28 protein-coding genes are annotated in these 26399 nt (G+C 70.4%); 17 read left to right on the top strand and 11 right to left on the bottom strand.

All coding sequences use genetic code 11. From position 1 onward, the window contains the following. Positions 1–80: 80 nt before the first annotated feature. Positions 81–983 (top strand): hypothetical protein, encoded by a 903-nt coding sequence (locus tag AC2SGK_RS05880; protein ID WP_488322658.1) that lies wholly within the window; start codon positions 81–83, stop codon positions 981–983. Next, entirely contained in the window at positions 980–1972 is a 993-nt protein-coding gene (locus AC2SGK_RS05875; protein WP_488322657.1) for a transglycosylase SLT domain-containing protein, read from the top strand. The genes AC2SGK_RS05880 and AC2SGK_RS05875 overlap by 4 nt, the downstream gene beginning before the upstream one ends. Here AC2SGK_RS05875 and AC2SGK_RS05870 read toward each other — a convergent pair whose 3' ends face one another. Beyond that, complete coding sequence (locus tag AC2SGK_RS05870) at positions 1973–4171, bottom strand: primosomal protein N' (RefSeq protein WP_488322656.1); 2199 nt, start codon at positions 4169–4171, stop codon at positions 1973–1975. Between the two features lie 122 nt (positions 4172–4293). On the opposite strand from AC2SGK_RS05870, the gene fsa reads away from it, so the two are divergent. From fsa to AC2SGK_RS05845, 5 genes are read left to right on the top strand one after another with little or no spacing between them, the layout of a single operon-like run. Then, a complete protein-coding gene (gene fsa / locus AC2SGK_RS05865) occupies positions 4294–4947 on the top strand; it encodes a fructose-6-phosphate aldolase (RefSeq protein ID WP_488322655.1) in 654 nt (217 codons plus the stop codon). A gap of 24 nt (positions 4948–4971) precedes the next feature. Next, a complete protein-coding gene (locus AC2SGK_RS05860) occupies positions 4972–5652 on the top strand; it encodes a DUF484 family protein (RefSeq protein ID WP_488322654.1) in 681 nt (226 codons plus the stop codon). After that, entirely contained in the window at positions 5652–6572 is a 921-nt protein-coding gene (locus AC2SGK_RS05855; RefSeq protein WP_488322653.1) for a tyrosine recombinase XerC, read from the top strand. The genes AC2SGK_RS05860 and AC2SGK_RS05855 overlap by 1 nt, the downstream gene beginning before the upstream one ends. Positions 6573–6624: 52 nt before the next feature. Then, the gene (gene msrA, locus AC2SGK_RS05850) at positions 6625–7200 is read left to right on the top strand and encodes a peptide-methionine (S)-S-oxide reductase MsrA (protein WP_488322652.1); all 576 of its coding nucleotides are present in this window, start codon (positions 6625–6627) and stop codon (positions 7198–7200) included. After that, positions 7200–8069 carry a 50S ribosomal protein L11 methyltransferase gene (locus AC2SGK_RS05845; protein WP_488322651.1) on the top strand — a complete coding sequence of 290 codons (870 nt, stop codon included), beginning with the start codon at positions 7200–7202 and terminating at the stop codon, positions 8067–8069. Before msrA ends, AC2SGK_RS05845 begins: the two co-directional genes overlap by 1 nt. Positions 8070–8145: 76 nt before the next feature. On the opposite strand, the gene AC2SGK_RS05840 is transcribed toward AC2SGK_RS05845, so the two are convergent. Then, positions 8146–8340 carry a DUF1127 domain-containing protein gene (locus tag AC2SGK_RS05840; RefSeq protein ID WP_488322650.1) on the bottom strand — a complete coding sequence of 65 codons (195 nt, stop codon included), beginning with the start codon at positions 8338–8340 and terminating at the stop codon, positions 8146–8148. Between the two features lie 179 nt (positions 8341–8519). Further along, a complete protein-coding gene (locus tag AC2SGK_RS05835) occupies positions 8520–9239 on the bottom strand; it encodes a 16S rRNA (uracil(1498)-N(3))-methyltransferase (RefSeq protein WP_488322649.1) in 720 nt (239 codons plus the stop codon). 15 nt (positions 9240–9254) lie between these two features. On the opposite strand from AC2SGK_RS05835, the gene ubiA reads away from it, so the two are divergent. From ubiA to AC2SGK_RS05820, 3 genes are all read left to right on the top strand, one after another. Next, positions 9255–10193: a 4-hydroxybenzoate octaprenyltransferase gene (ubiA, locus tag AC2SGK_RS05830; RefSeq protein ID WP_488322648.1), complete on the top strand. Its 939-nt coding sequence runs from the start codon at positions 9255–9257 to the stop codon at positions 10191–10193. Between the two features lie 91 nt (positions 10194–10284). After that, positions 10285–12432, top strand: a complete 2148-nt coding sequence (locus AC2SGK_RS05825) for an OmpA family protein (RefSeq protein WP_488322647.1) — start codon at positions 10285–10287, stop codon at positions 12430–12432. After that, complete coding sequence (locus AC2SGK_RS05820) at positions 12429–12758, top strand: hypothetical protein (protein WP_488322646.1); 330 nt, start codon at positions 12429–12431, stop codon at positions 12756–12758. Before AC2SGK_RS05825 ends, AC2SGK_RS05820 begins: the two co-directional genes overlap by 4 nt. Positions 12759–12776: 18 nt before the next feature. Here the strand turns inward: AC2SGK_RS05820 and AC2SGK_RS05815 are convergent, their stop codons facing one another. The 3 genes from AC2SGK_RS05815 to smpB all read right to left on the bottom strand — a co-directional run bounded on the left by AC2SGK_RS05815 (position 12777) and on the right by smpB (position 15346). Next, entirely contained in the window at positions 12777–13958 is a 1182-nt protein-coding gene (locus tag AC2SGK_RS05815; RefSeq protein ID WP_488322645.1) for an amino acid aminotransferase, read from the bottom strand. After that, positions 13958–14809, bottom strand: a complete 852-nt coding sequence (gene sseA / locus AC2SGK_RS05810; protein WP_488322644.1) for a 3-mercaptopyruvate sulfurtransferase — start codon at positions 14807–14809, stop codon at positions 13958–13960. The genes AC2SGK_RS05815 and sseA overlap by 1 nt, the downstream gene beginning before the upstream one ends. Positions 14810–14872: 63 nt before the next feature. Then, positions 14873–15346: an SsrA-binding protein SmpB gene (gene smpB / locus AC2SGK_RS05805; RefSeq protein ID WP_488322643.1), complete on the bottom strand. Its 474-nt coding sequence runs from the start codon at positions 15344–15346 to the stop codon at positions 14873–14875. 99 nt (positions 15347–15445) lie between these two features. On the opposite strand from smpB, the gene AC2SGK_RS05800 reads away from it, so the two are divergent. From AC2SGK_RS05800 to AC2SGK_RS05785, 4 genes are all read left to right on the top strand, one after another. Continuing rightward, positions 15446–17104, top strand: coding sequence for a thiamine pyrophosphate-binding protein (locus AC2SGK_RS05800; RefSeq protein WP_488322642.1), 1659 nt, complete (start codon positions 15446–15448; stop codon positions 17102–17104). Then, positions 17101–18090, top strand: coding sequence for a P1 family peptidase (locus AC2SGK_RS05795; protein ID WP_488322641.1), 990 nt, complete (start codon positions 17101–17103; stop codon positions 18088–18090). Before AC2SGK_RS05800 ends, AC2SGK_RS05795 begins: the two co-directional genes overlap by 4 nt. A 214-nt stretch (positions 18091–18304) precedes the next feature. Continuing rightward, a complete protein-coding gene (locus AC2SGK_RS05790) occupies positions 18305–19777 on the top strand; it encodes an NAD-dependent succinate-semialdehyde dehydrogenase (protein ID WP_488322640.1) in 1473 nt (490 codons plus the stop codon). A gap of 98 nt (positions 19778–19875) precedes the next feature. Beyond that, complete coding sequence (locus AC2SGK_RS05785) at positions 19876–20130, top strand: GlsB/YeaQ/YmgE family stress response membrane protein (protein ID WP_488322639.1); 255 nt, start codon at positions 19876–19878, stop codon at positions 20128–20130. Positions 20131–20262: 132 nt separating this feature from the next. On the opposite strand, the gene AC2SGK_RS05780 is transcribed toward AC2SGK_RS05785, so the two are convergent. Then, positions 20263–21018 (bottom strand): DUF1013 domain-containing protein, encoded by a 756-nt coding sequence (locus AC2SGK_RS05780; RefSeq protein WP_488322638.1) that lies wholly within the window; start codon positions 21016–21018, stop codon positions 20263–20265. Positions 21019–21218: 200 nt separating this feature from the next. Between AC2SGK_RS05780 and AC2SGK_RS05775 the strand changes: the two genes are divergently transcribed. Further along, positions 21219–21854, top strand: coding sequence for a ribonuclease T2 family protein (locus tag AC2SGK_RS05775; RefSeq protein WP_488322637.1), 636 nt, complete (start codon positions 21219–21221; stop codon positions 21852–21854). On the opposite strand, the gene AC2SGK_RS05770 is transcribed toward AC2SGK_RS05775, so the two are convergent. Together AC2SGK_RS05770 and AC2SGK_RS05765 are read right to left on the bottom strand one after the other, a co-directional pair. After that, positions 21851–22840 carry an NAD(P)H-quinone oxidoreductase gene (locus tag AC2SGK_RS05770; RefSeq protein WP_488322636.1) on the bottom strand — a complete coding sequence of 330 codons (990 nt, stop codon included), beginning with the start codon at positions 22838–22840 and terminating at the stop codon, positions 21851–21853. The genes AC2SGK_RS05775 and AC2SGK_RS05770 overlap by 4 nt on opposite strands. 12 nt (positions 22841–22852) lie before the next feature. Then, complete coding sequence (locus tag AC2SGK_RS05765; protein ID WP_488322635.1) at positions 22853–23506, bottom strand: COQ9 family protein; 654 nt, start codon at positions 23504–23506, stop codon at positions 22853–22855. A 92-nt stretch (positions 23507–23598) separates the two neighbouring features. Here AC2SGK_RS05765 and rpsU point away from each other — a divergent pair, with 92 nt between their 5' ends. After that, positions 23599–23805: a 30S ribosomal protein S21 gene (gene rpsU, locus AC2SGK_RS05760; protein WP_081994671.1), complete on the top strand. Its 207-nt coding sequence runs from the start codon at positions 23599–23601 to the stop codon at positions 23803–23805. Positions 23806–23890: 85 nt separating this feature from the next. Here the strand turns inward: rpsU and AC2SGK_RS05755 are convergent, their stop codons facing one another. Continuing rightward, positions 23891–24589 (bottom strand): hypothetical protein, encoded by a 699-nt coding sequence (locus AC2SGK_RS05755; protein WP_488322634.1) that lies wholly within the window; start codon positions 24587–24589, stop codon positions 23891–23893. 96 nt (positions 24590–24685) lie between these two features. Beyond that, positions 24686–25147 (bottom strand): Lrp/AsnC family transcriptional regulator, encoded by a 462-nt coding sequence (locus AC2SGK_RS05750; protein ID WP_488322633.1) that lies wholly within the window; start codon positions 25145–25147, stop codon positions 24686–24688. Between the two features lie 133 nt (positions 25148–25280). Here AC2SGK_RS05750 and ald point away from each other — a divergent pair, with 133 nt between their 5' ends. Beyond that, positions 25281–26399 carry an alanine dehydrogenase gene (gene ald, locus AC2SGK_RS05745; RefSeq protein ID WP_488322632.1) on the top strand — a complete coding sequence of 373 codons (1119 nt, stop codon included), beginning with the start codon at positions 25281–25283 and terminating at the stop codon, positions 26397–26399.

Raw genomic sequence — 26399 nt, 5'->3', positions numbered from 1 at the left:
CGGGGCCTTTCCAATTGCAAAAGGCCGGTTTCCTGCGCAATGTCGGTGCCGAACGCCCCCTGCCCGTCGAAGGTGCCCGGATGCCCAATTACGCCAAGCGCGAACAGGAAACGCTGAGCGCCGATCAGCTGGCGCTTGCCGGAAAAAGCCGCCATCCCGCCTTGGGTGCCTTGGACGATGCGGCGGTTCTGAGGCTGATCGCCGATCTGCGCGCGGCCCGCGACGATGCCCCCGCGGCGGCGACCGCGGGCGATCCGGGACCGGCGGAACTGCTGTCGGCGGCGCTGCGCCGTGTCGAGACGGAACGCCGCAAGCGGGGTCTCACGGCCGCGGGGACCGCGCCCGCCGCGGCACCCGTCGTCTCCGCCGCCAAGGTGGCCGCGACCAAGGTGCCCGCGACCAAGCGCAAGCCCGCGACCCTGCCGCGCACCCCCGCGGGCCGCAAGCCCGCCGAGACGCGCAAGACCGACCTGCGCACCGAGCCGCACCGCATCCCCAAGCGCGGCGCAAAGCCCGCGACCCTGCCGGGCCAATCCACCGACCCTGTCACGAGGACACCAGCCATGAGCACCGACGAGGCCAAGAAAGCCGAGAAGCAGGCCGCCCGCAAGGCCGAGAAGGACGCCGCCAAGGCCGCCGCGAAGGAGGCCGCGAAGGCCGCCCGCAAGGCCGAGAAGCAGGCCGCCCGCCAGGCCGAGAAGGAGGCCGAGAAGGCCGCCAAGGCCGCGAGGAAGGACGCTGAGCGCGAAGCCCGCCGCGCCGCCCGCAAGGCCGAGAAGCAGGCCGAGAAGGGCGCCGCGCCCAAGGCCGAAGCGACGGCCGAGCTGCCGAAACCCGCAAAGCCCACAAAGCCCGCTGCCGTCGCGGAGAAGCCCGCGAAGGCCAAGGCACCTGCATCCAAGGGCGCCGCCAAGCCCGGCAAGGCCAAGACCAAGACCAAGGCCGCCAAGCCCGCATCCGGCGCGGCGAAGAAGTCCAAGTGAGCCTGCGCCCGCGCCCCCGGGCGCGGGTCCTGCCGCGTCCCCTGCCGATGCTGTCGCGATCCCTGCTGCGGCCGCTGGCGGTCGCCCTGACGCTGGCGTTGGCCACGGCGCCCATGGCCGGAGCGCGCCCGGCGGTGGATGCGCATCACGGCCTGCCCCCGGTCCGCCAGTCCGAGGACCTGCGCTGCAGCGAGGATGCGCGCGACTGCATCGCCCGCGCGACCTATGCCGCCGATGTGTGCAAGCTGATCGAACGCAACGCCGCCGATCACGGGCTGGACCCGGCCTTCCTCGCGCGGCTGCTGTGGAAGGAGAGCCGGTTCGAACCCTCGGCCGTCAGCCCGGCGGGGGCGCTCGGCATCGCGCAGTTCATGCCCGGCACGGCCGATCTCTACTCGCTGGACGATCCGTTCAACCCGGCGCAGGCGATCAGCAAGGCCGCGTGGTACCTGGCCCATCTGCGCGACCGGTTCGGCAATATCGGCCTGGCCGCCGTCGCCTATAACGGCGGAGAGAACCGCGCCGCGCGGTTCATCGCCCAGGCCACCACCCTGCCCTACGAGACCGTCGATTACGTCGAATCCATCACCGGCTTCAGCGCGCATCGCTGGCGCGATAACCCGCCGCCCGCGTCCGAGCTGCGCCTGACGCTGGACCCCGACCAGCCCTTCCGCGCGGCCTGCGAACGCATGGCCGGAGAGCGCCGCCTGCGCGAGTTCAACAGCCAGCCCCCGGCGATGCCCTGGGGCGTGGTGGTGGCCAGCCATCCCAGCCAGGCGGGCGCGGCCCAGCAGGTCGCGCGGCTGAACCGCACGCTGCGGCCGATCCTGACGGACGGGGCGCGCGTCGGCTATGTCCGCAAGCGCATGAACAGCATGCCGCGCGCCGTCTATACCGCCCAGGTCGGCTATGCCTCGCGCGACGAGGCAACGCGGTTCTGCAACCGCTTCAAGTCGCTTGGCGGGCGCTGCATCGTGCTGAAGAACTGATCACAGAAAGCTCTGCGGATCGATGTCCACGGAGAGGCGCAGGTTCGTGGGCAGCCTGATCCCCGACAGCCAATCGGCGATCGCCGCCTGCAGCGGCGCCTGACGCGGCGCGCGGATCAGCATGCGCATGCGGTGCCGTCCCCGGACCCGCGCGATGGGCGCGGGCGCGGGCCCCCACAGCTCCGCCCCGACCTGGGCCAGCGGCTCGGCCCGCCCGGCCAGATGGCGCGCGAAATCGGTGACCGCGCCCAGGTCCGGATGGGACAGGATGATCCCCGCCAGCCGTCCGAAGGGCGGCATGCCCGCCGCCTGACGGCCCGCGGCCTCCGCGTCCCAGAAGGCCTCGTCCTGGCCCGACAGGATGGCGCGGATCACCGCATGGTCGGGCTGATGCGTCTGGAGCAGCGCCACCCCCGGCGCCGCCCCCGACTGCCGCCCGGCCCGTCCGGCCACCTGCCGCATCAGCTGAAAGCTGCGTTCCGCCGCGCGCAGATCGGCCCCCTGCAGGCCCAGATCGGCATCGACCACGCCCACCAGCGTCAGGCGCGGAAAGTTGTGCCCCTTGGCCACGATCTGGGTGCCGATGATGATGTCGGTGTCGCCCTCGGATATCTGGGCGATGGTCTCCTTGAGCGCGCGGGCGGAGTGGAACAGGTCCGAGGACAGGACGGTGGCCTTGGCCTCGGGGAACCGCACTGCCACCTCCTCGGCGATGCGCTCGACGCCGGGACCGATGGGGGCGAGCTTGCCCTCGACCCCGCAGTTGGGACAGGCGGTGGGGATGGGCCGCGTCTCGCCGCATTGGTGGCAGACCAGGCGGTTCTGGAACCGATGTTCCACCATCCGCGCATCGCATTGATGGCACCCGATCTGCTCGCCGCAGGCGCGGCAGACGGTGACCGGCGCGAATCCGCGCCGGTTCAGGAAGATCAGGGATTGCTCACCCTTGGCCAGCCGGTCGGTCACCGCCTGCGCCAGCGTCGGAGAGATCCAGCGCCCCTGCTCCATCGCCTCGGCGCGCAGGTCGATGGCGGCCATCTGCGGCAGCTCGGCCTCGCCATAGCGGGACCGCAGGTCGAGGCGTGCATATTTCCCGGTCGCGGCGTTCACCCAGCTTTCCAGGGAGGGCGTGGCCGAGGCCAGCACCACCTGCGCCCGGTTGATCGAGGCGCGCAGCACCGCCATGTCGCGGGCGCTGTAATAGACGACATCCTCCTGCTTGTAGCTGCCGTCATGCTCCTCATCGACGACGATCAGGCCCAGATCGGCAAAGGGCAGGAACAGCGCCGACCGCGCGCCGACGACCAGCCCGACCTGCCCGCGCCCGGCCATGTGCCACAGCCGGCGGCGTTCGCTGCGGGTGATGCCGCTGTGCCATTCGCCGGGGCGCGCGCCGAAGCGGGCCTCGACCCGGTCCAGGAACTCGGCGGACAGCGCGATTTCCGGCAAGAGGACCAGCGCCTGCCGCCCCTGCGCCAGGCATTCCGCCACGGCCTCAAGGTAGACCTCGGTCTTGCCCGAGCCGGTGACCCCGCGCAGCAGCGTGGTGCCGTAATTGCCCGCCCGGATCGCGGCGCGCAGCCTGTCGGAGGCCGCCTGCTGATCGGGGGCCAGGGGCTTGCCCGGCCGCGTGGGGTCCAGCAGGGGATAGGGGGTGTCGCGCGGCGCCTCGATCTCGGCCAGGGCGCCGCTGGCGACCAGGCCCTTGACCACCGAGGTGCCGACCCCTGCCAGCTGCGCCAGTTCCGAGGCCGCGAAACTGGCCCCGCCGTGATCGGCCATGACCTGCAGCACGCGGGTCCGCGCCTCGGTCGCGCGGCCGGGCTGGCCCGTGCCCGGCACGATGATCCGCCGCGCGGCGGGCGGCTGGTCGATGTCGGGCGCGCGGGTCGCCATGCGCAGCATCAGCGGCAGCGGCGTCAGCGTGTATTCCGCCGCCCGCGTCAGGAAATCCAGGAAGCGCGCGTCGAAGGGCTGCGCGTCCAGCACGCGGGCCACGGCGCGCAGCTTGGCCAGGTCGAAATCGCCCTTGCCCGGCCCCCAGACCAGCCCCAGCACCCGTCGCGGCCCCAGGGGGACCAGCACCAGCTGTCCCTGCCGCACCCCGCCTTCGGGGGACAGGTAGTCCAGCACGCCGACCGTCTCGGCGGTCAGGACCGCGATGCGGGCGCGGGGGGGAAAGAATTCGGGCGGGGTCATGATGGCGCGATAAAGACGGGCGGCGGGGCGGGTTGCAAGCCCCCGCCTTCGGGTTCTTCCCCTTCCCGCCCGACCCCATCTGCGATATGACCGTGCCGAACGGCAGCCTGAGGAGATGGGCCATGAAATTCTTTGTCGACACCGCCGATATCGCCGCGATCCGGGAGCTGAACGACCTGGGCATGGTCGATGGCGTGACCACCAACCCCTCGCTGATCCTGAAGTCGGGCCGCGCCATCGCGGAGGTCACCGCCGAGATCTGTGCCATGGTCGAGGGTCCGGTCAGCGCCGAGGTCGTGGCCGAGAAGGCCGACGACATGATCGCCGAGGGCCGCCACCTGGCGAAGATCGCGCCCAATGTCTGCATCAAGGTGCCGCTGACCTGGGACGGCCTCAAGGCCTGCCGCGTGCTGTCGGACGAGGGCCACAAGCTGAACGTCACGCTGTGCTTCAGCCCGGCGCAGGCGATCCTGGCCGCCAAGGCCGGCGCGACCTTCATCAGCCCCTTCATCGGGCGCCTGGACGACATCCACCTGGACGGCATGGACCTGATCGCCGACATCCGCGAGATCTATGACAATTACGGCTACGAGACCGAGATCCTGGCCGCGTCGATCCGCAGCGTGAACCACATCGTCGAGGCCGCCAAGATCGGCGCCGACGTGATCACCGCGCCGCCCGCGGTCATCAAGTCGATGGCCAACCACATCCTGACCGACAAGGGCCTGGCGCAGTTCAACGCGGACTGGGCCCAGACCGGCCAGAAGATCCTCTGACCCCCTGCCCCCGGAGAGACCCGCATGACCGACGCGCTGGACCCCGAGACCCGCGACCGGCTGCTGGCCGATCCGGGGGCGATCCTGGCCGACCGCGACCTGATGCGCGCCCTGGTGGCCGCGCGCGAGGCCGAGGTCGGCGGCAATGTCATCGACATCCGCGGCCGCGCCATGGAGGCGCTGGAGACCCGGCTGGACCGGCTGGAGGCCACGTATGAAGGCGTGATCGCAGCCGCCTACGACAACCAGTCGGGCATGGCGATGATCCACCGCGCCGTGCTGGGCCTGTTGGAGACCGCCGATCTGGCCGATCTGGGCGCGGCGCTGCAGGCCGACATCGCGCCGCTTCTGCGCATCGAGACGCTGCGCCTGGTGGCCGAGGGCGAGCCGCCCCTGGCCCTGCCCGCCGACACCGCCATCGTGCCGCCCGGCACCATCGCCCGCATCCTGGAGGCGGGCCGCCGGATGCCGCGCGGCGACGACATCGTGCTGCGCCCGGCGATGGTGGTGACCCGTCCGCTGCACGGCCGCACCATCGCCTCCGAGGCGCTGCTGCCGATGGATCTGGGCGCGGACCGCCCGCGCGCCCTGCTGCTGATGGGCAGCGCGGATGCCGCCCGCTTTCAGCCCGCCCAGGGGACGGACCTGCTGCGCTTCTTCGGACAGGTCTTCCGGCTGGCGCTGCTGGCGCGGCTGCCCGCATGATGGACCGGCTGACGGCCGCCGCGACGCAGGCCGCGCTGGACCGCTGGCTTCTGACCGAGGCCGCGGCGCGCGACCGCTCGGACCATACCGTCACCGCCTATCGCGGCGACGTCACCGCATTCCTGCATTTCATCGGCGCCCATTGGGGCGAGGCCGTGGCGCCCGGCGCGCTGGCCCGGCTGCGGCAGACGGACATGCGCGCCTTCGCGGCCTCCGAACGCAAGCGGGGTCTGGGCGCGCGGTCGCTGGCGCGGCGCATGTCGGGGGTGCGCTCCTTCCTGCGCTGGATCTCGGACCGCGAGGGGCTGGACCTGTCGGCCGCCCTGTCGACCCGCAGCGCGAAGTACGCCCGCAGCCTGCCCCGCCCGCTGACCCAGGACCAGGCCCGCGACACGCTGGATCGGGTGGCGGATCATGGGACGCCCTGGATGGGGGCGCGCGACGTGGCGGTGCTGACGCTGCTCTGGGGGTCGGGGCTGCGCATCTCCGAGGCGCTAGCGCTGAACGGCACCGACTGGCCCTTTGCCGAGGGGCTGGTGATCCGCGGCAAGGGCGGGCGCGAGCGGCAGGTGCCGGTCCTGCCCGTGGCCCGCGACGCGGTCGCCCGCTATCTGGACCTGTCGCCCTGGGGCCACAGCGCCGATGCGCCGCTGTTCCGCGGCGTCCGCGGCGGCCGCCTCTCCGCCGGCACGGTCGAGGCCGCGATGCGCCAGGCCCGCGCCGCCCTGGGCCTGCCCGCCAGCGCGACGCCCCATGCCCTGCGCCACAGCTTCGCCACGCATCTGCTGTCGGCGGGCGGCGACCTGCGCACCATCCAGGAGCTTCTGGGCCATGCCAGCCTGTCCACCACCCAAGTCTATACCGGGGTGGACGACGCACGGCTGATGGCCGTCTATCGCGGCGCGCATCCGCGCGGATGAACCCGCACGCGCGCTGCCGCGTTTCCCTGTCCCCCTGACCCCTGAGGCCCGCATGACCGACCACGCCATCTTCCACCGCCCCCTGGGTGCCAATCCCCCCGCCGGATACGACCAGGCCATCTTCGGGATGGGCTGCTACTGGGGTGTCGAGCGGCTGTTCTGGAAGCAGACCGGCATCTGGCTGACCGAGGTGGGCTTTGCCGGGGGCACGGTCCAGAACCCGACCTATGAGCAGGTCAAGCGCGGCGATACCGGCCATGCCGAGGTGGTGCGCATCATCTATGACAGCGCGCTGATCAGCTATGACCACCTGCTGCAGCTGTTCTGGGAGAACCACGACCCGACCCAGGGCGACCGGCAGGGCAATGACGTCGGCCCGCAGTATCGCAGCCTGATCATGACCTTCGACGACCATCAGGCGGCGATCGCCGAACAGTCGCGCATCGACTATGACAACCGCCTGGCCGTGCAGGGTTTCGGCAAGATCACCACGCAGATCCTGCCCGCGTCCACCTTCTGGCCGGCCCATGAGGCGCATCAGCAATATCTGGAAAAGAATCCGGACGGTTATTGCGGGCTGAAGGGCACCGGAGTAGAGGCCAGCCTTCCCAACCCGGATACGATCTGATGACCACCTTCACCGCGCTGACCCATGTGAAAGGCCGCGAGGCCGCCGAGGCCCTGGCCGAAGCCTGCGAGGACCTGACCCCCGAGCCCGTCGGCACCGGCGTCTTCGAGATCGAGGACGGCAGCGAGCGGTGGGAGGTCGGCGCCTATTTCACCGAAGCCCCCGACGAGATCACCTTGGCGATCCTGGCCGCGGCCTATGGCGCCAACCCCTTCGCCGTGTCCGAGGTCCCGGATGTCGATTGGGTCGCCCATGTGAAGCGGGAGCTGACCCCCGTGCGCGCGGGCCGCTTCTATGTCCATGGCAGCCATGATGCCGACGACATCCCGCCGGGGGTGGAGGCGCTGTGGATCGAGGCCGCGATGGCCTTCGGCACGGGCCACCACAACACCACCAAGGGCTGTCTGGAGGCGTTGGACCGGCTGGCGACCGAAGGGTTTCAGGCCACGCGCATCGCCGATATCGGCTGCGGTACGGCGGTGCTGGCCATGGGGGCCGCGCGTCTGTGGCCGGTCACCGTGTTGGCCAGCGACATCGACCCGGTCGCGGTGGACACGGCCGCCGCCAATGTCATCGCCAACGGCCTGGACGGTCGCGTGGAATGCCTGGAGGCCGCGGGCTTCGACCACCCGATGCTGGAGCGCGCGGCGCCCTATGATCTGGTGCTGGCCAACATCCTGAAGCAGCCGCTGATCGACCTGGCCCCCGACATGGCCCGCCATGTGGCGCCCAAGGGCCGGATCATCCTGTCGGGCATCCTGACCACCCAGGCCGATGAGGTCACGGCTGCCTATGGGGCCGCGGGCTTCGCGCCCGAGCGGCGCGACGACATGGGCGACTGGACCACGCTGGTCATGACCCGCGCCTGATCTCCGCCCGGCAGACATGGAAAACCCCCGCAAGCGCAAGCTTCGGGGGTTTGATCGTCAGGAAGGGGGGCTGGCTTCAGAAGCCGCGCGCAATCCGCTCGATGTCGCCGCGGCACAGACCGATATCGTCCAGCTCGCGATCCGACAGGCGGCTCAGTTCGCGACGCGTCACGCGGGTTTCCCGCCAGGACGCCATCAGCGACACGATATGCGCGACGATGTTGCCCACGCCTCCGACAGCCACGCTGCGGTTCGTTTCGATCGTCGACATCATTTCACCTGTTTTCACTTTGCCCTATCCGAGGGCAGTTTTCCGATACGCAGGAGATAATTCGGGCAGTCCGCAAAGAGTAGCCGGCAAAGCCGCAAGGCCGCCATGCGGTTTCTGCAACAGCCGGGGCCGAAACTGTCGCATTTCGGTCACAAAGGGCCGCACCCGGCGAATCGGGATCAGCGCCAGTCGCCCAGGGCCGCCTGCCACAGCGCCAGCGCCGCGACCGCCGCGGTATCCGCGCGCAGGATGCGCGGCCCCAGGCTGACCGGGGTGACGAAGGGCAGGCGCGACAGCTGCGCGCGCTCCTCCGGGGAAAACCCGCCTTCGGGGCCGATCAGGATGGCCCAGGGGCCGCGGGGAAGGCCGGACAGGGTCTCGGCCGGACCCGCCCGCGATTCATCGGCCCAGAGGATGCGCCGCCCCGCATCCCACCCGTCCAGCAGCGCCGACAGCGGTTGCAGTTCCGCCACAGGGGGCACGAAGGTCCCGCCGCATTGCTCGGCCGCCTCGACGGCATGGGCCTGGAGGCGGTCCTGGCGGATGCGTTCGGAATTGGTGAAGCGCGTCTGGACCGGCATGATCCGGGCGGCGCCCATCTCGGCCGCCTTCTCGACGATGAAGTCGGTGCGCGCCTTCTTGATGGGCGCGAAGATCAGCCACAGGTCCGGCGGGTCCTGCTGCGGCGCGCTCGGCGCGGCCACCGTCAGCACGCCGCCGCGCTTGCCCGCCTCCTGCAGATGCGCCTGCCATTCGCCGTCCCGCCCGTTGAAGACCAGAACCGCGTCACCCTGCCGCAGGCGCATGACGCCCGTCAGGTAATGCGCCTGCGGCCCGTCCAAGGGGACGGGTTGTCCTGCAACCAAAGGGTGATCTATGAACAGTCTGATCCGGGGCATGATGGGCGTGACGCTATGCAAAGCCAGACCGAAAGGCCAGATGCCGTCTTCGACGCGCCGCCCGACAACTGGGTGGACCGCTTCGCCCCCGCGCGGACCCGGCCCTGGCTGCGGCTCAGCCGGGCGGACCGGCCAATCGGCACCTGGCTGCTGCTGATCCCCTGCTGGTGGGGGATCGGGCTGGCGATGATGGCGGACGCGCCGCGCCTGTTCGACCTGTGGATTGCGCTGGCCTGCGCGATCGGCGCCTTCGTCATGCGGGGCGCAGGCTGCACCTGGAATGACATCACCGACCGCGCCATCGACGCGCAGGTGGCGCGGACCCGGTCGCGGCCGCTGCCCTCGGGGCAGGTCAGCCTGCGCGGGGCCTATTTCTGGCTTCTGGCGCAGGGGCTGGTGGGGCTGGTGATCCTGCTGACGCTTGGCCGGGCGGCGGTGTGGATGGGGGTCGCGTCACTGGCGCTGGTCGCGATCTATCCCTTCGCGAAACGCTTCACCTGGTGGCCGCAGCTGTTTCTGGGCTTCGCCTTCAACTGGGGCGTCATGCTGGCCTATGCCGCCCATATGGGCCGGGTCGATCCGGCGCCGGTGGTGGCCTGGCTGGGCGCCATCGCCTGGACGATCTTTTACGACACGATCTATGCCCATCAGGATGCGGATGACGACGCGCTGATCGGGGTGAAATCCACCGCCCGCCTGTTCGGCGACCGGAGCCCCGCGATCCTGGCGGGCTTTGCGGTCCTGTCTGTCGCGGTGCTGGCGCTGGCCACGGGTCTGGCGGGTCGCAATCAGTTGATGGCTTGGGCCGGGGTCGCGGCCTTCGGCCTGCACCTGCTGTGGCAGCTGCGGAATTTCCGCCCCGATCAAGGGGATGTCTGCCTGCGCCTGTTCCGGTCGAACCGCGATGCGGGGCTGATCCTTGCGCTGTTTCTTGCCATTGCGGGGCTGGCATGATTGCGCCGTTCCCCCCGCGTCGCTAGACGTTGCCCGCTTGCAACAGCCCAAGGTTTTTTCGATGGCCCGTTCCCGCCGCCTGTCCACATCCATGGCCACCATCCTTGTCTTGGCGGGCGCGGGCGGGCTGTCCTGGATGGGCGCCGAACAGGCCGCCAGCTTCATCGAGGATCGCGCCACCCGCGACGTGACCCAGGCCCTGCGCGAGGCCGGGCATGATTGGGCGGGCGTCGCGGCCGACGGGCTGCGCGTGACCCTGACCGGCACCGCCCCCACCGAGGTGGAACGGTTCCGCGCCGTGACCCAGGCCGGCACCGCCGTCGATCCGGGCCGGATCGAGGACCGCATGACCGTCGCCTCGGTCGAGGCGATGGCCGCCCCCGAGTTCAAGGTCGAGCTGCTGCGCAGCGTGGAGGGGCTGTCGATGATAGGCCTGATCCCCGCCGCCACCGACCGCGCGGCGATGCGGCGGGCCTTCGGCGGGGGCACGGTGCAGGACGACCTGCTGGAGCAGGCCGACCACCCGGTGCCGGACGGCTGGACCGAGGCGCTGCGTTTCGGCCTGCAGGCCGCGGGCATGGCCGATCAGGCCAAGATCACCGTGCTGCCGGGCCGGGTGCAGGTCACCGCCCTGGCCGCCGACCGCGCGGCCCAAGGGCAGCTGGAACAGGTGCTACGCAGCGCGGCTCCCGGCGGGGTCACGGTCGATCTGGACATCAGCGCGCCGCGCCCGGTGATCGCGCCCTATATCCTGCGCTTCGCGCTGGACGCGGACGGGGCGCGCTTCGACGCCTGCAGCGCGCCGGACGCGGATGGCCGCACCCGCATCATGGAAGCCGCCCGTGCCGCCGGGCTGGAGACCGCGCCCGACTGCGCCCTGGGCCTGGGCGCGCCGTCCGACGACTGGCCCCAGGCCGCCGCCGCCGCGATCGAGGCCCTGGGCCAGCTGGGTCAGGGCCAAGTGACGCTGTCGGATGCGCAGGTCGCGCTGGTCGTGCCCGCCGCCGTGACGCGCGAGCGGCTGGACCAGGTCGCGGGCGCGCTGGACGGGGCGCTGCCCGATCCCTACCGCCTGGAGGTCCAGCGCGAGGAGGCCGATGTCCAGGCCGCCCCGATCGAGTTCCAGGCCACCCTTCCCCCGTCGGGCGAGCTGGCCATGCGCGGGCGCATCGCGGACGACCAGATGCGCGAGGTCGTGGACAGCTTTGCCCGGTCGCGCTTTGCCGTGGCGCAGAGCGGGCTGCGGCCCGATCCGTCCGTGCCCGCGGGCTGGACCGTGCGGGTCATCGCCGGGCTGGAGGCCATGGCGCCGCTGCATGCCGGCCAGGCCCGCGTCACCCCCGAGATGGTCGAGCTGACCGGCGTCTCGGGCGATCCGCGCGCGACGGAACGCGCCGCCGCGCTGCTGTCGGACAGGCTTGGCGCGGGCGCGGCCTACCGGCTGGCCATCAGCTACGACCGGCGCCTGGACGAGGCCCTGGGCCTGCCCGACGGCGAGGAATGCGTGGCCCGGCTGAACATCATCATGTCCGAGAGCGAGATCGGCTTCGAGCCGAACAGCGCCGCCATCGCGGGCGATCCGGAGCCCACCATGGCGCGGCTGGCCCAGGCCATGACCGATTGCGACGACTTCCTGATGGAGGCCGGCGGCCATACCGATTCCCAGGGGTCGGAGGCGTTCAACGCCGAACTGTCGCGCAGCCGCGCGCAGGCGCTGGTCACCGCCATGACCGAGGCCGGGATCGACACCGCCAACATGTCCGCGCGCGGTTACGGCGAAAGCCGCCCCGTCGCCACCAACCAGACCGAGGAGGGCCGCGAGATCAACCGCCGGATCGAGTTCCGCCTGCTGTCGCCGCATCCGATGGGCGCCGATCAGCTGCCCAGCCCGGTGACGGTGACCGGCGTGACCGGCGACACCCCGCCCCCCGCACCCGTCCCGGCCGGGACGCTGGCCGACGACACGGCCCAGGGCCCGCAGCTGCCGCCCGTCCAGGGTCCGGTCCTGCCGGTCCTGGCGCCGCAGATGCAGGGGCCGCAGCTGCCCCTGCCCGCCGTCTCGACCGGGACGGCCCCCATGACCCTCGGCGTGACCGAGGAGTTCCAGACGCTGGACGAACGCGAGGAAAACCTTAGGGTGCCCGTGCTGACGCCCGATGACGACACCCCCCGCCCCGGACCGCGCCCCGACAGCGTCGCGGAACGGGCCGACGGCCAAGACGAAGCGACCGACGAATGACCCGATCCGATTTCATCGCCGTCACCGCCCTGATCCTGTTCGGAGCCTTCTTTCTGGGCTGGATCGCCAGCTGGCTGGTGCATCGCGTGACGCGTCCCGCGCGCGGCGACATGTCCGAACTGGACCGCATGGCCCATCAGCTGCACGAGGCCGAGGAGGCCCGCGACGCGGCCCTGGCGCAGACGCGCGAGCGCGAGGCCGCGCTGACCGCGCGCCTGGCGGGCACTCAGGCCGAGCTGCGCGCCGCCATGGAGGGCCTGCGCGACAGCCGCACCGAGGTCGAGGAACTGCGGGACTATATCGAGAGGGCGCTGGCGCGCAGCTGACGCGCCAGCCTGCGGGGATCAGATCCCCGCGTCGATGATGGCGCGGGCCAGGACCGGCACCGTGTCGCGGTTCAGGCCCGCGATGTTCAGGCGCGAATCGCCCACCATGTAGATGGCCGCATCAGTTTTCAGCTTCTGCACCTGCTCGGGCGTCGCGCCGAGGCGCGAGAACATGCCGCGGTGATGGCGGATGAAGTCGAACCGGTCGCTGCCCGACAGATCGCGCAGTTCGGCCGCCAGCTGGTCGCGCAGGCTCAGCATGGTGTTCCGGACCTCCTCCAGTTCCGCCGCCCAATCGGCGCGCAGCGCGTCGTCCGTCAGGATGGTGCTGACGATGCGCGCGCCATGATCCGGCGGGAACGAGAAGTTCTGGCGGTTCAGGAAGGCCATCGCCCCCTGCGCCAGATCGCGGCCCTTGGTCGTGTCGGCCAGCGCGATCAGGATGCCGGTGCGCTCGCGGTAAATGCCGAAGTTCTTGGAGCATGACGCCGCGATCAGCACCTCGGGCAGGCTGCGGGCGACCAGGCGCGTGGCCTCGGCATCCGCGTCCAGCCCGTCGCCAAAGCCCTGATAGGCGAGGTCGATCAGCGGGATCGCACCCGATTTCTCCAGGATCGCCACGACCTCGGACCACTGCTCAAGGGTCAGGTTCGCGCCGGTCGGGTTGTGGCAGCAGCCGTGCAGCAGGACTACATCGCCCTTGCCCGCCTGCGCGATGTCGGCCTTCATGCCGTCGAAATCGACGCCGCGGGTTTCCGCGTCGAAGTAACGGTATTCGGTATAGGGCAGGCCCATGAAGGCCATGATCGATAGGTGGTTCGGCCAGGTCGGGTTCGACACGAACACCCGCACGCCCGGATTGGCCAGCCGCGCCAGCTCCAGCGCCTGACGGATGGCACCCGTGCCGCCGACCGAGGCGACCGAGGCCAGACGGTCGGCGGGCAGATCGCCCAGCACCATCGTGGCCAGCGCGTTGCGGTAATCGGCCTCGCCCGCCAGTCCGGTATAGGCCTTCGTGGTCTGCGTTTCCCAGATCCGCTGTTCGGCGGCCTTGACGGCGCGCATGACCGGGGTGACGCCCTGCGGGTCCTTGTAGACGCCCACGCCCAAGTCGATCTTGCCCTGTCGGGTGTCGGCCTTGAACTCCTCGATCAGCATCAGGATCTTGTCGGGGCTTTGGGCTTTCAGGTCGGTCAGCATCAGGCGTCTCCGGTTGCGATGTTCAGGTCGGCGAAGCTGCCCCATTCGGTCCAGCTGCCGTCGTAAAGCGAATGGTCGCGATGGCCCGCCCGCTCCAGCGCGAAGGACAGCACCGCCGCCGTCACGCCGCTGCCGCAGGTGGTGATGACCGGCTTGGACAGGTCGATGCCCGCGTCCGAGAAGGCCGCGCGGATCGCGTCGGGCGCGATCATCGTGCCGTCGGCGTTGAACAGCCGGCCGAAGGGCAGGTTGCGCGAACCCGGAATGTGGCCGGCGCGCAGGCCGGGGCGCGGCTCGGGCGCCTCGCCGCGGAACCTCTCGGGGCTGCGCGCATCGACGATCTGCGGATCGCCCAGCTTGCTGGCCGCGGCGACCTGCGTCACGTCGCGCACGAGGCCCGCCTGACGCTGCACGGTGATGTGGCGGTCGCGCATCATCGGGGGCATGTCCTCGGTCGGGCGGCCCTCGGCGCGCCATTTGGGCAGTCCGCCGTCCAGCACGGCCACGTCGGTCTTGCCCATCAGCCGGAAGGTCCACCAGACACGAAAGGCACTGCGCACGTCGGAATTGTCATAGATGATCACCTGATGCCCGTCGCCCACGCCCATCGCGCGCATGCGGCTGATGAACATCTCGGGCGGGGGAGCCATATGCGGCAGGGCCGAGCGCTTGTCGCTGATCGCGTCGATGTCGAAGAAGCGCGCGCCGGGAATGTGGCCCGCGTCATATTCGGCCCGCGCGTCGCGGCCCGTGGCGGGCATGTGCCAGCTGGCATCCAGGATGCGCAGGTCCGGGTCGCCCAGATGCGCCGCCAGCCAGTCGGTCGAGACCAGTGTCTTCGGATCGTCCATGGCCCGCCCCCCTGCTGCGCCGCGCGCCCCGATTTACAGGGGCGGAGCCGGGGCTGCAACAGCCTATCCCTGCTTCAGCAGGCGCTGTTTCTGGCGGTTCCAGTCGCGCTTGGCGTCGGATTCGCGCTTGTCGTGGTTTTTCTTGCCCTTGGCGACGCCGATCTTCAGCTTCACCAGGCCGCGATGGTTGAAATACATCACCAGCGGAACCAGGGTCATCCCCTCACGCGCGGTGGCCTGCCACAGGCGCGACAGCTCGCGCTTGCTGACCAAGAGCTTGCGGCGGCGGCGTTCCTCATGGCCGAAGACGCCCGCACGTGCCAGGGCCGCGATATAGCCGTTGATCAGCCACAGCTCCCCGCCCTCGACCGAGGCATAGCTTTCGGCGATGTTGGACTGTCCGACGCGCAGGGATTTCACCTCGGAACCGGTCAGCATGATGCCGACCTCCAGGTCGCTTTCGATGAAGTAATCGAAGCGCGCCCGCCGGTTCTCGGCGATCACCTTGTAGTTCTTGCTGTCGTCATCCTTGGCCATGCCGGTCAGATAGGCGTGGCCGGTGCGTCTGTAAAGGCATGCGTTGCGCCCGCCCGCCGCCGCAGGTTAGGTCTGGGCGCAAGCATAAGGGGGGACAACATGCGGCATGGCGGACAGATCCTGGTCGAGGCCCTGCGCCTGAACGGGGTAACCCGGGTGTTCTCGGTCCCGGGAGAGAGCTTTCTGGCGGCGCTGGACGGGCTGCATGACAGCGGCATCGCCAACATCGTCTGCCGCCACGAGGGCGGCGCGGCCATGATGGCCGAGGCCCAAGGAAAGCTGACCGGCCGCCCCGGCGTGGCCTTCGTCACCCGCGGGCCGGGCGCCACCAATGCCAGCGCGGGCGTGCATGTGGCGCGGCAGGATTCGACGCCGATGATCCTCTTCGTGGGCCAGATCGCGCGCGGCGACACCGACCGCGAGGCTTTTCAGGAGGTCGATTACCGCGCCATGTTCGCGCCGCTCGCGAAATGGGTGGCGCAGATCGACCAGACCGACCGCATCGCCGAATATGTCGCGCGGGCCTTTCACGTCGCGCAGTCGGGACGCCCCGGCCCCGTGGTCCTGGCCCTGCCCGAGGACATGCTGTCCGCCCGCGCCGACTGCCCCGACCTGACCGCCGCCGCCCTGCCCCGCCCCCATGTCGCCCCCGACAGCGTGCAGGCGGTGGCCGAGGCGCTGGCCGGCGCGCGACGCCCGCTGGTCGTGGCGGGCGGCAGCCTGTGGTCGCAGCGCGCGGCCGATGATCTGGCGCGCTTTGCCGCGGCCTGGGACCTGCCGGTGGCGGCGCCCTTCCGCCGCCAGGACCGCATGGACAACCGCCTGCCGCATTACGTGGGCGATCTGGGCGTGGGCATGAACCCGGCCTTGGGCCAGGCGCTGCGCGAGGCGGATGTGATCCTGTCGCTCGGCTCGCGCTTGGGCGATACGCTGACGGGGGGATATGCGCTGATGGACCCCGCGCGGCCCCATGCGCGGGTGGTGATGGTCCATCCCGACCCCGATCAGCTGGGCGCGCTGTGGCGGGCCGATCCGGGCATCGCCGCCGATCCGCGCGCCATGGTGGCGGCGCTGGCCGCCCTGCCTGCGCCCGCGCCGGGCTGGGCTGCGTGGCGCGCACGTCTGCGCGCCGCCTATGAGGACTGGCAGCAGCCCCGCCCCACCCCCGGCGCGCTGCGGCTGGAGCAGGTCGTGACCTGGCTGGCCGAACACCTACCCGAGGACGCCATCGTCACCAACGGCGCGGGCAATTACGCCAGCTTCCTGCACCGCTACTACCGCTGGCGGCAAATGGGGACGCAGCTGGCGCCGACCTCCGGCTCGATGGGCTACGGGCTGCCCGCGGCCATTGCGGCCAGCATCGCCCATCCGGGCCGCATGGTGGTCTGCCTCGCGGGCGACGGCTGCATCCAGATGACCGTGAACGAGCTCTCCACCGCCGCCCAATACGGCGCGACGCCCATCGTCATCGTGGCCAATAACGGCCGCTACGGCACGATCCGCATGCATCAGGAGCGCCACTTTCCGGGCCGCGTGTCGGGCACCGACCTGTTCAACCCCGATTTCGCGGCGCTGGCGCGGGCCTATGGCGGCCACGGAGAGCGGGTTCAGCGCGACGCCGACTTCGCCCCCGCCTTCGAGCGCGCGCGCCTGTCGGGCCGCCTGGCGGTGATCGAGCTGGCCCTGGACCCCGAGGCGCTGACCCCCGGCGCGACCCTGACCCAGACCCGCGACGCCGCCCTGAAGGCGCAGGCATGATCCCCGGCCCGCGCAACCGGATCACCGACGTCGCCGGTCTGCGCGTGGGCCATGCACAGGACGACGCGCTGCGGTCGGGCGTGACGGTGCTGACGGCGGATGCGCCCTTCGCGGCGGCCGTGCATGTCATGGGCGGCGCACCCGGCACGCGCGAGACCGACCTGCTGGCGCCCGACAAGCTGGTCGGCGCGGTCGATGCGCTGGTCCTGTCGGGCGGGTCGGCCTTTGGCCTCGCCGCCTGCGACGGGGTGATGGAGGCGCTGCATGCCGCCGGGCGCGGCTTTGCCGTGGGCCCTGCCCGCGTGCCCATCGTGCCGGGGGCGATCATCTTCGACCTGCTGAATGGCGGCGACAAGGCTTGGGCCGCGAACCCCTATCCGGCGCTTGGCCGGGACGCATGGCGAGCGGCGGGGGCGGATTGCGCGACGGGTTCGGTCGGTGCGGGCACCGGGGCGCTGACCGGGGCGCTGAAGGGCGGGGTTGGCTCGGCCTCGGCGGTGCTGGCAGGGGGTGCGACGGTGGGCGCGCTGGTCGTGGTGAACGCGCTTGGGCAGGCGACGGTGGGCGACGGCCCGCATTTCTGGGCCGCACCATGGGAGCTGTCCGATGAATTCGGCGGGCTGGATCTGCCGGACCGTTTTCCGGCCGGTCACGAACCCCTGCCGACCAAACGGTTGGGTGAGGCCACGACCATCGCCATCGTCGCGACCGACGCGGCGCTGGACAAGGCCGGGCTGCAGCGGCTGGCCACGGCCGCCCATGACGGGCTGGCCCGGGCGCTGGTCCCGAGCCACACGCCCCTGGACGGCGATCTGGTCTTTGCGGTCTCGACCGGCGCGCGGGCCTTGGGCGATCCGGTCGGTGACGCCTTTGCCCTGGGCCATGCGGCGGCCTCGGTGCTGGCGCGGGCGGTGGCGCAGGGGGTGCATGCCGCCGACAGCCGTCCGGGCGACTTTCAACCCAGCTGGACGGCGCGTTTCGGATGAGAGAAGGGGCGGCGCGACCAGCGCACCGCCCCAGAGAGAGATCGCCAAGAGGGACAGCTCAGCGATTGGAGTCACAACGCCGCTTCGTCGCGTCGGTTGCCGCCCTTCGATCACGAATCCGTGACGCGCGGCATCCCGACCCCGCCCGCGGCGCTTTGACATTCCAGGCCGCGGCATGCTCACATGCCGCCAGACCGCACAGCGTGAGGATGTCATGACCGACCAGCCGACCGACCTGAAAAGCCTTCTGCGCGACCCGTCCCTGCTGGAGACCCGCGCCTTCGTCGCCGGTGACTGGGTCGATGCCGATGACGGCGCCACCTTCGAGGTCACGAACCCCGCCCGCGGCGACGTGATCGCCCGCGTGGCCGATCTGGGCCGGGCCGAGACCGCCCGCGCCATCGATGCCGCAGCCCGCGCCATGAAGGACTGGGCCGCCCGCCCCGCCAAGGAACGCGCCCAGGTGATGCGCAAGTGGTTCGACCTGATGATGGCCAACCAGGACGACCTGGGCACCATCCTGACCGCCGAACAGGGCAAACCCCTGGCCGAGGCCAAGGGCGAGATCGCCTATGGCGCAAGCTTCATCGAATGGTTCGGCGAGGAGGCAAAGCGCGTCTATGGCGAGACGATCCCCGGCCATGCCGCGGACAAGCGAATCAGCGTCATCCGCCAGCCCATCGGTGTGGTCGGCTCGATCACGCCCTGGAACTTTCCGAACGCGATGATCGCGCGCAAGGCGGGGCCAGCGCTGGCCGTGGGCTGCGGCTTCGTCGCGCGCCCGGCGACCGAGACGCCGCTCTCGGCCCTGGCCATGGCGGTGCTGGGCGAACGCGCGGGCCTGCCCAAGGGCATCCTGTCGGTGATCCCCTCGACCGGCGCCAGCGACATCGGCAAGGAGTTCTGCGAGAACCACCTGGTGCGCAAGCTGACCTTCACCGGCTCGACCGAGGTGGGCCGGGTGCTGCTGCGTCAGGCCGCCGACCAGGTGATGAAATGCAGCATGGAGTTGGGCGGCAACGCCCCCTTCATCGTCTTCGACGACGCCGATCTGGATGCCGCGGTCGAGGGCGCGATGGCGTCCAAGTTCCGCAACAACGGCCAGACCTGCGTCTGCGCCAACCGCATCTATGTCCAGTCCGGCGTCTATGACGCCTTCGCGAAAAAGCTGGCCGCGGCGGTGGAGAAGCTGAGGACCGGCGACGGCCTTAGCCAAGGCGTGACCACCGGCCCGCTGATCAACGAGAAGGCCGTCCAGAAGGTCGAGGAGCATATCCGCGACGTGCTGGACGGCGGCGGTTCGGTGCTGACCGGCGGCCGGCGCAAGGAGGGGCTGTTCTTCCAGCCGACCGTCGTGACCGGCGTCACCGCCGAGATGAAGGTCGCGACCGAAGAGACGTTTGGGCCGCTGGCACCGCTTTTCCGGTTCGACACCGAGGAGGAGGCGGTCGAGGCCGCGAACAACACCATCTTCGGGCTGGCCTCCTATTTCTACGCCCGCGACATCGGCCGCATCACCCGCGTCCAGGAGGCGCTGGAATACGGCATCGTCGGCGTGAACACCGGCCTGATCTCCACCGAAGTGGCGCCCTTTGGCGGGGTCAAGCAGTCGGGCCTGGGCCGCGAGGGCAGCCGCCATGGGTTGGAGGACTTCATGGAGATGAAGTATATCTGCCTCTCGCTGTGACATTTTCGCGCGTCCTTCGGGAACCGTGGGGGACAGGCGACGTTGCGATCCCAGAAGGGCAGACCGACAGGGTCGGCCAAGGGATCAAGGAGAATGACATGGGCTGGCTTGCAGCAATCATCGTCGGGGGCATCGCCGGTTGGCTTGCCGAACAATTCATGAAGTCGAACATGGGCCTGCTGGCGAACATCGTCCTGGGCATCCTGGGCGCGGTTCTGTTCAACTTCATCTTCGGCTCGCTGCTGGGCCTCTATGCGGCAGGCACCAGCTTCAGCTTCGCCTATCTGATCGCGGGCTTCGTGGGCGCCTGCATCCTGATCGCCATCGCACGCGCGGTGCGCGGTCGTGCCTGATTGCATCCGCGATCCGAAGATCAGGGCCGCGCCGGGGCAACCCGGTGCGGCCTTTTCATGGGCAGACCGCGAGGGCTGGAACGACAACGGCCGGGCAGATGCCCGGCCGTTCCGCATCATTGGTGCGATGGATCAGCGGCGGCGGCCGTCATCCTCGTCCTCGTCATCCTCATCTGATTCGGGCAGGTTGAAGAACGTGTCGGCATCCAGTTCCGGCTCGGGCTTTGCGGCGTCGCGGGTCAGGCTGAAGTTCTCCAGCCCGGCCATGGAACTTGGCAGGCGCGGCTCGTCGGACATGGCCAGCGAGGTCTCGGTGCTGACCAGCTTGCGACGCTCGTCATCGGTCATCACCCCGCCCTCGGCGGCCTTCTTCTTGGCGGCCTTCTGCACGGCGGCGTCCAGCTCGGTCTGGCGGCACAGGCCCAAGGCAACCGGATCGATCGGCTGGATGTTCTGGATGTTCCAATGCGTCCGCTCGCGGATCGAGGCGATCGTCGGCTTGGTCGTGCCGACCAGCTTGGCGATCTGCGCATCGGCCAGTTCCGGGTGGAACTTGACCAGCCACAGGATCGCCGCCGGGCGGTCCTGACGCTTGGACAGGGGCGTATAGCGCGGGCCACGACGCTTCTCCTCGCCCTCGGCGGCGGGGTTGTGCTTCAGGCGCATGCGATAGACGGGGCTCGCCTCGGCGCGCTTGATCTCCTCGGGGTCCAGCTGGTTCGAGGCGACCGGGTCGTAACCCTTGACGCCCGCCGCCACGTCGCCATCGGCGATGCCCTGGACCTCAAGCTCGTGCAGGCCGCAGAAATCGCCGATCTGCTTGAAGCTGAGCGTGGTGTTGTCGACCAGCCAGACGGCGGTGGCCTTGGCCATCAGCGGCTTGCTCATGTCAGTCTCCTTCGCGTGTCTCTTGGTCCCGGAACAGGGGGATTTGACAGGGGGCTTCGGCCGGAAAAACGGCTTCGGCTTGCGCCATTCCTCGTTTTCGGGGGGAATTGGCCGCTTCTATACCGATTTCGGGCGCCGGGGAAAAGAGGATTCGCGCGATTGCCGGTTGAGGCCGCGCCGCGCCGCGCTATCCTTGCCCCATGCGCCGCCTGATCCTGACCCTTGCCGCCCTGCTGACCCCGCTGCCGCTGGCCGCCCGCGACGTGGCGGGGCGGTTCGACTATTACGTCCTGGCGCTCAGCTGGCAGCCCTCCTGGTGCAGCGCCACGGGCGACGCGCGCGACGCCCCGGAATGCCGCCCCGGCACCGGGCGCGACGTGTCGGTCCACGGGCTCTGGCCGCAACACGAACGCGGCTGGCCGCAGGACTGCCGCAGCGGCGAGCGCGACCCCTCGCGCCGCGAGACGGCCGCGATGACCGACATCATGGGGTCGTCCGGCCTGGCCTGGCATCAGTGGAAGAAGCACGGCCGCTGCAGCGGGCTGTCAGCCGGGGACTATTTCGACGCGACGCGCCGGGCGGCGGCGGCCGTCACCGTGCCGCCCGTCCTGGACGACCTGGCCCGCGACGTGAACGCGCCCCCCGCCGTGATCGAGGAGGCCTTCCTGGAGGCCAACCCCGCCCTTTCGGCCGACGGCGTCACCATCGCCTGCCGCGACGGCGCCCTGACCGAGATCCGCATCTGCCTGACGCGGGACCTCGAACCCCGCGACTGCGCGCCGGACGTGCGCCGCGACTGCGGCGCCGCCCGCCTGCTGATCGAGGCCGTGCGCTAGTCCCCGCCGACCGTCAGGACGATCTTGCCGATATGCTGGCTGCTTTCCATCCGGCGATGCGCCTCGGCGGCCTCGGCCAGGGGAAAGGCCCCGTCAATGGTCACGCCGACCGACCCCGCCGCGATCATCGGCCACAGCTGCTTGCGCAGCGCATCCGCGATCTCGGCCTTGGCGACGTCGGATTGCGGGCGCAGCGTCGATCCGGTGATGGTCAGGCGGTTCATCATGATCTGGGCAAAGTTCAGTTCGACCTTCGGCCCCTCCAGAAAGGCGATCATCACCAGCCGCCCGTCCTGGGCCAGCGTCCTGATGTTGCGGGGGATGTAGCTGCCGCCGACCATGTCCAGGATCAGGTCCGCGCCGCCCGCCTCGGCCAGAACCTTGGTGAAGTCCTGGCTGCGATAGTTGATGGCGGTGGCGCCAAGCGCGGTGATGGCCGCGCATTTCGCGTCGCTGCCGGCGGTGGCGAAGACGCGCGCGCCAAGCGCGCGGGCGATCTGGATCGCCATCATCCCGATGCCCGACGTGCCGCCATGGACCAAGAACCGTTCGCCCCCGGTCAGGCGGCCGCGCTGGACCACGTTCGACCAGACGGTGAAGGCCGTCTCGGGCAGGCAGGCGCCCTCGCGCAGCGACAGGCCCTTGGGGATGCGCAGGGCGTGGTCGGCGTGGCAGACCGCATATTCGGCATAGCCGCCGCCCGGCAGCAGGGCGCAGACCCGTTCGCCCTTCTTCCATCGGGTCACGCCCGCGCCCAGGCCCACGATCTCGCCCGAGGCCTCCAGCCCCGGCAGGTCCGAGGCGCCGGGCGGGGGCGCATAGCTGCCCGAGCGTTGCAGCACGTCGGGACGGTTCACCCCGGCATAGGCGACCTTGATCAGGATCTGGTCATGGCAGGGCACCGGCACGGGCCGGGTCGTGGCGCGCAGCTGATCCGGGCCGCCGGGGCCCGCGATCTCGATGGCGGTCATGGTGTCGGGAAACATCGGCGGTCCTTCCTATCGCGCCCGTCCGGGCAGGGCGCGGTCGCGCGGCGCGCGGATCCAGCCCAGGGTCGCATCGGCCAACCGCGAGGCCCCCGGCAGGCGGCGCAGGCGGGCCTTCACGGTCTCGATCGACATGATGCCGTCGATGCGCCGGTCGATGAAGGCGCGCGTCTCGGCTTCGTCCTCGGACTCGTCGCCCAGCCAGAACAGCACGCTGGCCGAGATCACCGCCGACAGCGTCGCGCGTTTCGAATACCAGTTCACGTCCTGCGACCGGTCGCCCAGGGCGGTCCAGATCACGTCCGCCGTTTCCCAGACCAGCCGCGCGGCCAGGGTCGCGTTCTGCGGCAGGGCCAGCGTGGCCGCGCCGGCGCGCACCAGTTCGGGGTCCGACAGCTGCAGCCGCCGCCAGACGGCCTCGGCCACGCGGTCGCGGAACCGGCCCTCGGGCGGGGTGGCCGCCAGCGCCTCGCGCAGCGCCCGGTCCGCGCGGCGGTGATAGGCCGCGGCCAGATCGGCGCCGCCATGCGGGAAATGCACCCGGATCAGCGCAACATCCATGCCGATGTCGCGGGCGCCCGCGGCCAGGGCCAGGTCGTTCATCCCCTCGAAGGGGACATGGATCAGGGCGGCATCCAGCAATGCGTCTCGGTCTGTCTGGGTCATGCATACCTCGTCTGGACATTCGCGCCCGCCGCTGCTAGGGGGACGCTTCCTGCAATTGATCAACTCTAACCTAGGAAGGTGGTGACAACCACATGCAGGTCAATGTTCGCGACAACAACGTCGAACAGGCGCTCCGTGCCCTGAAGAAAAAACTTCAGCGCGAAGGTGTCTTCCGCGAAATGAAGCTCAAGCAGCATTTCGAGAAGCCGTCGGTCAAGAAAGCCCGTGAAAAGGCCGAGGCCGTTCGCCGCGCCCGCAAGCTGGCCCGTAAAAAGGCACAGCGCGAAGGCGCGCTGTAAGACGACGCGACATGTGTCATTTGGAAACCCCCGCGGCGCCATGCCGCGGGGGTTTTCTTTTGCCTGCGTGACGGTGGGCGCGCGATCAGCCGTTGCTGTCCGAGCCGCCCGAATCACCACCGTCCGAACCGCCGTCGCCGCCGGCATCACCACCGGAGTCACCGCCGGCATCTCCGCCGTCCGAACCGCCGTTGCCGCCGTCCGTGCCGGTGTCGCCGCCATCGCCGCCGGTATCGCCGCCATCGCCGCCGGTGTCGCCGCCGTCGGTGCCGGTATCGCCACCATCAGACCCGTCCGTACCATCGTCGCCGGTACCAGCCTCGCCATCCTCACCTACGGTCGTGCCGCCACCGACGACGCCGCCGCCACTCCCGGCCGGATCTCCGCCGGTCGCATCAGGCCCAACATCCGTGCCGGACGATCCCTCGGGCTCGGCCCGCGTCTCGACCCCGTCGACCGACACCAGACGACCGTTGGCGGTGCTGTAGACCAGTTCGGTCGGCACGCCACCACGCTGAGCCGTGATCGTCAGGATCGGGCCTTCGCGCTGGATGAAGATGTCGGAATAGCCCTGCGCCGATAGCGTCTCGGTGATGGCCTCATAGTTCTCGATGCTTTCCAGCCGGGGATAGTCGCCCTCGACCACGAAGCCTTGGGCGGGGGCCGCCTCCAGCGCTTCGTCGGGAACGATCACGGTCGTCCCTTGGGGCGATTCGACCGCGGTGGTCTGGGCGATGGCGGTGCCGGCCATCAGGCTGCCCGCGGTCAGGGTGGTGCCCAGCATCAGGGCCTTGAACGGAGTCTTCAACATCGTGCGTCTCCAGTTGTCTGTCTGGCGGCACAACGCGGCAGGAGGTCCGGAAGGTTCCCTCGACGCGGTTCAGACGGGAATCGCCGTGGTCCGGAAGACCGTGCGCAGGGCGAAGCTGGAATGCATCTGCGCGACCCCCGGCAGGCGGGCCAGGTGCTGGCGGTGGATGCGGGCGAAGTCGTCGGTATCCTCGACCACAATCTTCAGCAGATAGTCGGCCGTGCCCGCCATCAGGTGGCATTCCAGCACGTCGGGGATGGTCCGCACGCCGCGTTCGAAGGCGTCCAGAACCTCGTCCGCCTGACCCGACAGGGTGATCTCGACGAAGACGGTGGTCTGCCGGCGCAGCGCCCGCGCGTCCAAGAGCGCGACATAGCCCGAGATGACCCCCGCCTCCTCCAGCCGCTGCACCCGGCGGTGGCAGGCCGAGGGCGACAGATGCACCCGAAGCGCCAGTTCGGCATTGCTGATTCGCCCCTCTTTCTGAAGCAGGGACAGGATGCGTCGGTCTATTGCGTCAAGTTCGGCCATGCCGGCAGATTCTTCGATCGGGCGGGCCGTTGCCAGCGATTTCTTCGCCCAAGGACAGAATGGACGCCCCTGCTTCGCAGCACCTTGCGGATGCGACCTGTCAGGATGGAATCCCAAGGGAGAGGAGAGAGCCATGAAGATCGGATGCCCGAAAGAGGTCAAGCCGCAGGAATTTCGCGTGGGCATGACCTCCGCCGCCGCCGCCGAGGCGGTCGGACGCGGCCACACCGTCCTGATCCAGTCCGGCGCCGGAGAGGGGGCGGGCTTTGCCGATGACGACTATGCCGCCGCAGGGGCGCGGATCGTGCCCGATGCGGCGGCCGTCTTCGGCGAGGCCGAGTTGATCGTGAAGGTCAAGGAGCCGCAGCCCGCCGAACGCCGCATGCTGGCGCGCGGCCAGATCCTGTTCACCTATCTGCACCTGGCCCCCGACCCGGACCAGACGCGCGACCTGCTGGACAGCGGCGTGACGGCCATCGCCTATGAGACCGTGACCGATGCGCGGGGCGGGCTGCCGCTGCTGGCCCCCATGTCCGAGGTCGCCGGACGCTTGGCCCCGCAGGTCGGGTCCTGGGCGCTGCAGAAGGCCAATGGCGGGCGCGGCGTGCTGATGGGCGGTGTGCCGGGCGTGCGGCCCGCCAATGTCGTGGTGATCGGCGGCGGGGTCGTGGGCACCGCGGCCGCGCGCGTGGCGGTGGGCATGGGCGCGAACGTGACGGTCATGGACCGGTCGGTGCCGCGCCTGTCCTATCTGGACGACATCTTCATGGGCCGCCTGACCACGCAGTTCGCCAGCGCCGCGGCCACGGCCGAGGCGATTCGCACCGCCGATATGGTGATCGGGGCCGTGCTGATCCCCGGCGCGGCGGCGCCCAAGCTGATCAGCCGCGAACAGCTGTCCACCATGCCACAGGGCGCCGTGCTGGTGGACGTGGCCATCGACCAGGGCGGCTGCTTCCAGACCTCGCGCGCGACGACCCACCAGGACCCGATCTACGAGGTCGACGGCATCGTGCATTACTGCGTGGCGAACATGCCGGGCGCGGTTGCGCGCACCAGCACGCAGGCCCTGGGCAACGTCACCCTGCCGCATCTGCTGGCGCTGGCCGACAAGGGCTGGCACCGCGCGCTGAGCGATGACTCCCATCTGCGCGCGGGGCTGTCGGTGCATGACGGCCGGCTGACCTCGCCCCCGGTGGGCGAGGCCTTGGGCCTGGAGGCCGTCACCCCGGAGACCGCCCTGTCCTGCTGA

The sequence above is a fragment of the Paracoccus sp. NIOT.M2S5SZ12 genome, from assembly GCF_057748165.1.
Note: the sequence above shows the minus strand (reverse complement) of the source record. Positions and strands in the feature narration are given on the sequence as shown.

Bases quoted from the DNA above. Each gene is read 5' to 3' on its own strand.
- AC2SGK_RS05880 (WP_488322658.1), top strand. From the start codon at position 81: ATGCCCAATTACGCCAAGCGCGAACAGGAAACGCTGAGCGCCGATCAG.
- AC2SGK_RS05870 (WP_488322656.1), bottom strand. From the start codon at position 4,171: ATGACCCCGCCCGAATTCTTTCCCCCCCGCGCCCGCATCGCGGTCCTG.
- fsa (WP_488322655.1), top strand. From the start codon at position 4,294: ATGAAATTCTTTGTCGACACCGCCGATATCGCCGCGATCCGGGAGCTG.
- AC2SGK_RS05860 (WP_488322654.1), top strand. From the start codon at position 4,972: ATGACCGACGCGCTGGACCCCGAGACCCGCGACCGGCTGCTGGCCGAT.
- AC2SGK_RS05855 (WP_488322653.1), top strand. From the start codon at position 5,652: ATGGACCGGCTGACGGCCGCCGCGACGCAGGCCGCGCTGGACCGCTGG.
- msrA (WP_488322652.1), top strand. From the start codon at position 6,625: ATGACCGACCACGCCATCTTCCACCGCCCCCTGGGTGCCAATCCCCCC.
- AC2SGK_RS05845 (WP_488322651.1), top strand. From the start codon at position 7,200: ATGACCACCTTCACCGCGCTGACCCATGTGAAAGGCCGCGAGGCCGCC.
- AC2SGK_RS05840 (WP_488322650.1), bottom strand. From the start codon at position 8,340: ATGTCGACGATCGAAACGAACCGCAGCGTGGCTGTCGGAGGCGTGGGC.
- AC2SGK_RS05835 (WP_488322649.1), bottom strand. From the start codon at position 9,239: ATGCCCCGGATCAGACTGTTCATAGATCACCCTTTGGTTGCAGGACAA.
- ubiA (WP_488322648.1), top strand. From the start codon at position 9,255: ATGCAAAGCCAGACCGAAAGGCCAGATGCCGTCTTCGACGCGCCGCCC.
- AC2SGK_RS05825 (WP_488322647.1), top strand. From the start codon at position 10,285: ATGGCCACCATCCTTGTCTTGGCGGGCGCGGGCGGGCTGTCCTGGATG.
- AC2SGK_RS05820 (WP_488322646.1), top strand. From the start codon at position 12,429: ATGACCCGATCCGATTTCATCGCCGTCACCGCCCTGATCCTGTTCGGA.
- AC2SGK_RS05815 (WP_488322645.1), bottom strand. From the start codon at position 13,958: ATGCTGACCGACCTGAAAGCCCAAAGCCCCGACAAGATCCTGATGCTG.
- sseA (WP_488322644.1), bottom strand. From the start codon at position 14,809: ATGGACGATCCGAAGACACTGGTCTCGACCGACTGGCTGGCGGCGCAT.
- smpB (WP_488322643.1), bottom strand. From the start codon at position 15,346: ATGGCCAAGGATGACGACAGCAAGAACTACAAGGTGATCGCCGAGAAC.
- AC2SGK_RS05800 (WP_488322642.1), top strand. From the start codon at position 15,446: ATGCGGCATGGCGGACAGATCCTGGTCGAGGCCCTGCGCCTGAACGGG.
- AC2SGK_RS05795 (WP_488322641.1), top strand. From the start codon at position 17,101: ATGATCCCCGGCCCGCGCAACCGGATCACCGACGTCGCCGGTCTGCGC.
- AC2SGK_RS05790 (WP_488322640.1), top strand. From the start codon at position 18,305: ATGACCGACCAGCCGACCGACCTGAAAAGCCTTCTGCGCGACCCGTCC.
- AC2SGK_RS05785 (WP_488322639.1), top strand. From the start codon at position 19,876: ATGGGCTGGCTTGCAGCAATCATCGTCGGGGGCATCGCCGGTTGGCTT.
- AC2SGK_RS05780 (WP_488322638.1), bottom strand. From the start codon at position 21,018: ATGAGCAAGCCGCTGATGGCCAAGGCCACCGCCGTCTGGCTGGTCGAC.
- AC2SGK_RS05775 (WP_488322637.1), top strand. From the start codon at position 21,219: ATGCGCCGCCTGATCCTGACCCTTGCCGCCCTGCTGACCCCGCTGCCG.
- AC2SGK_RS05770 (WP_488322636.1), bottom strand. From the start codon at position 22,840: ATGTTTCCCGACACCATGACCGCCATCGAGATCGCGGGCCCCGGCGGC.
- AC2SGK_RS05765 (WP_488322635.1), bottom strand. From the start codon at position 23,506: ATGACCCAGACAGACCGAGACGCATTGCTGGATGCCGCCCTGATCCAT.
- rpsU (WP_081994671.1), top strand. From the start codon at position 23,599: ATGCAGGTCAATGTTCGCGACAACAACGTCGAACAGGCGCTCCGTGCC.
- AC2SGK_RS05755 (WP_488322634.1), bottom strand. From the start codon at position 24,589: ATGCTGGGCACCACCCTGACCGCGGGCAGCCTGATGGCCGGCACCGCC.
- AC2SGK_RS05750 (WP_488322633.1), bottom strand. From the start codon at position 25,147: ATGGCCGAACTTGACGCAATAGACCGACGCATCCTGTCCCTGCTTCAG.
- ald (WP_488322632.1), top strand. From the start codon at position 25,281: ATGAAGATCGGATGCCCGAAAGAGGTCAAGCCGCAGGAATTTCGCGTG.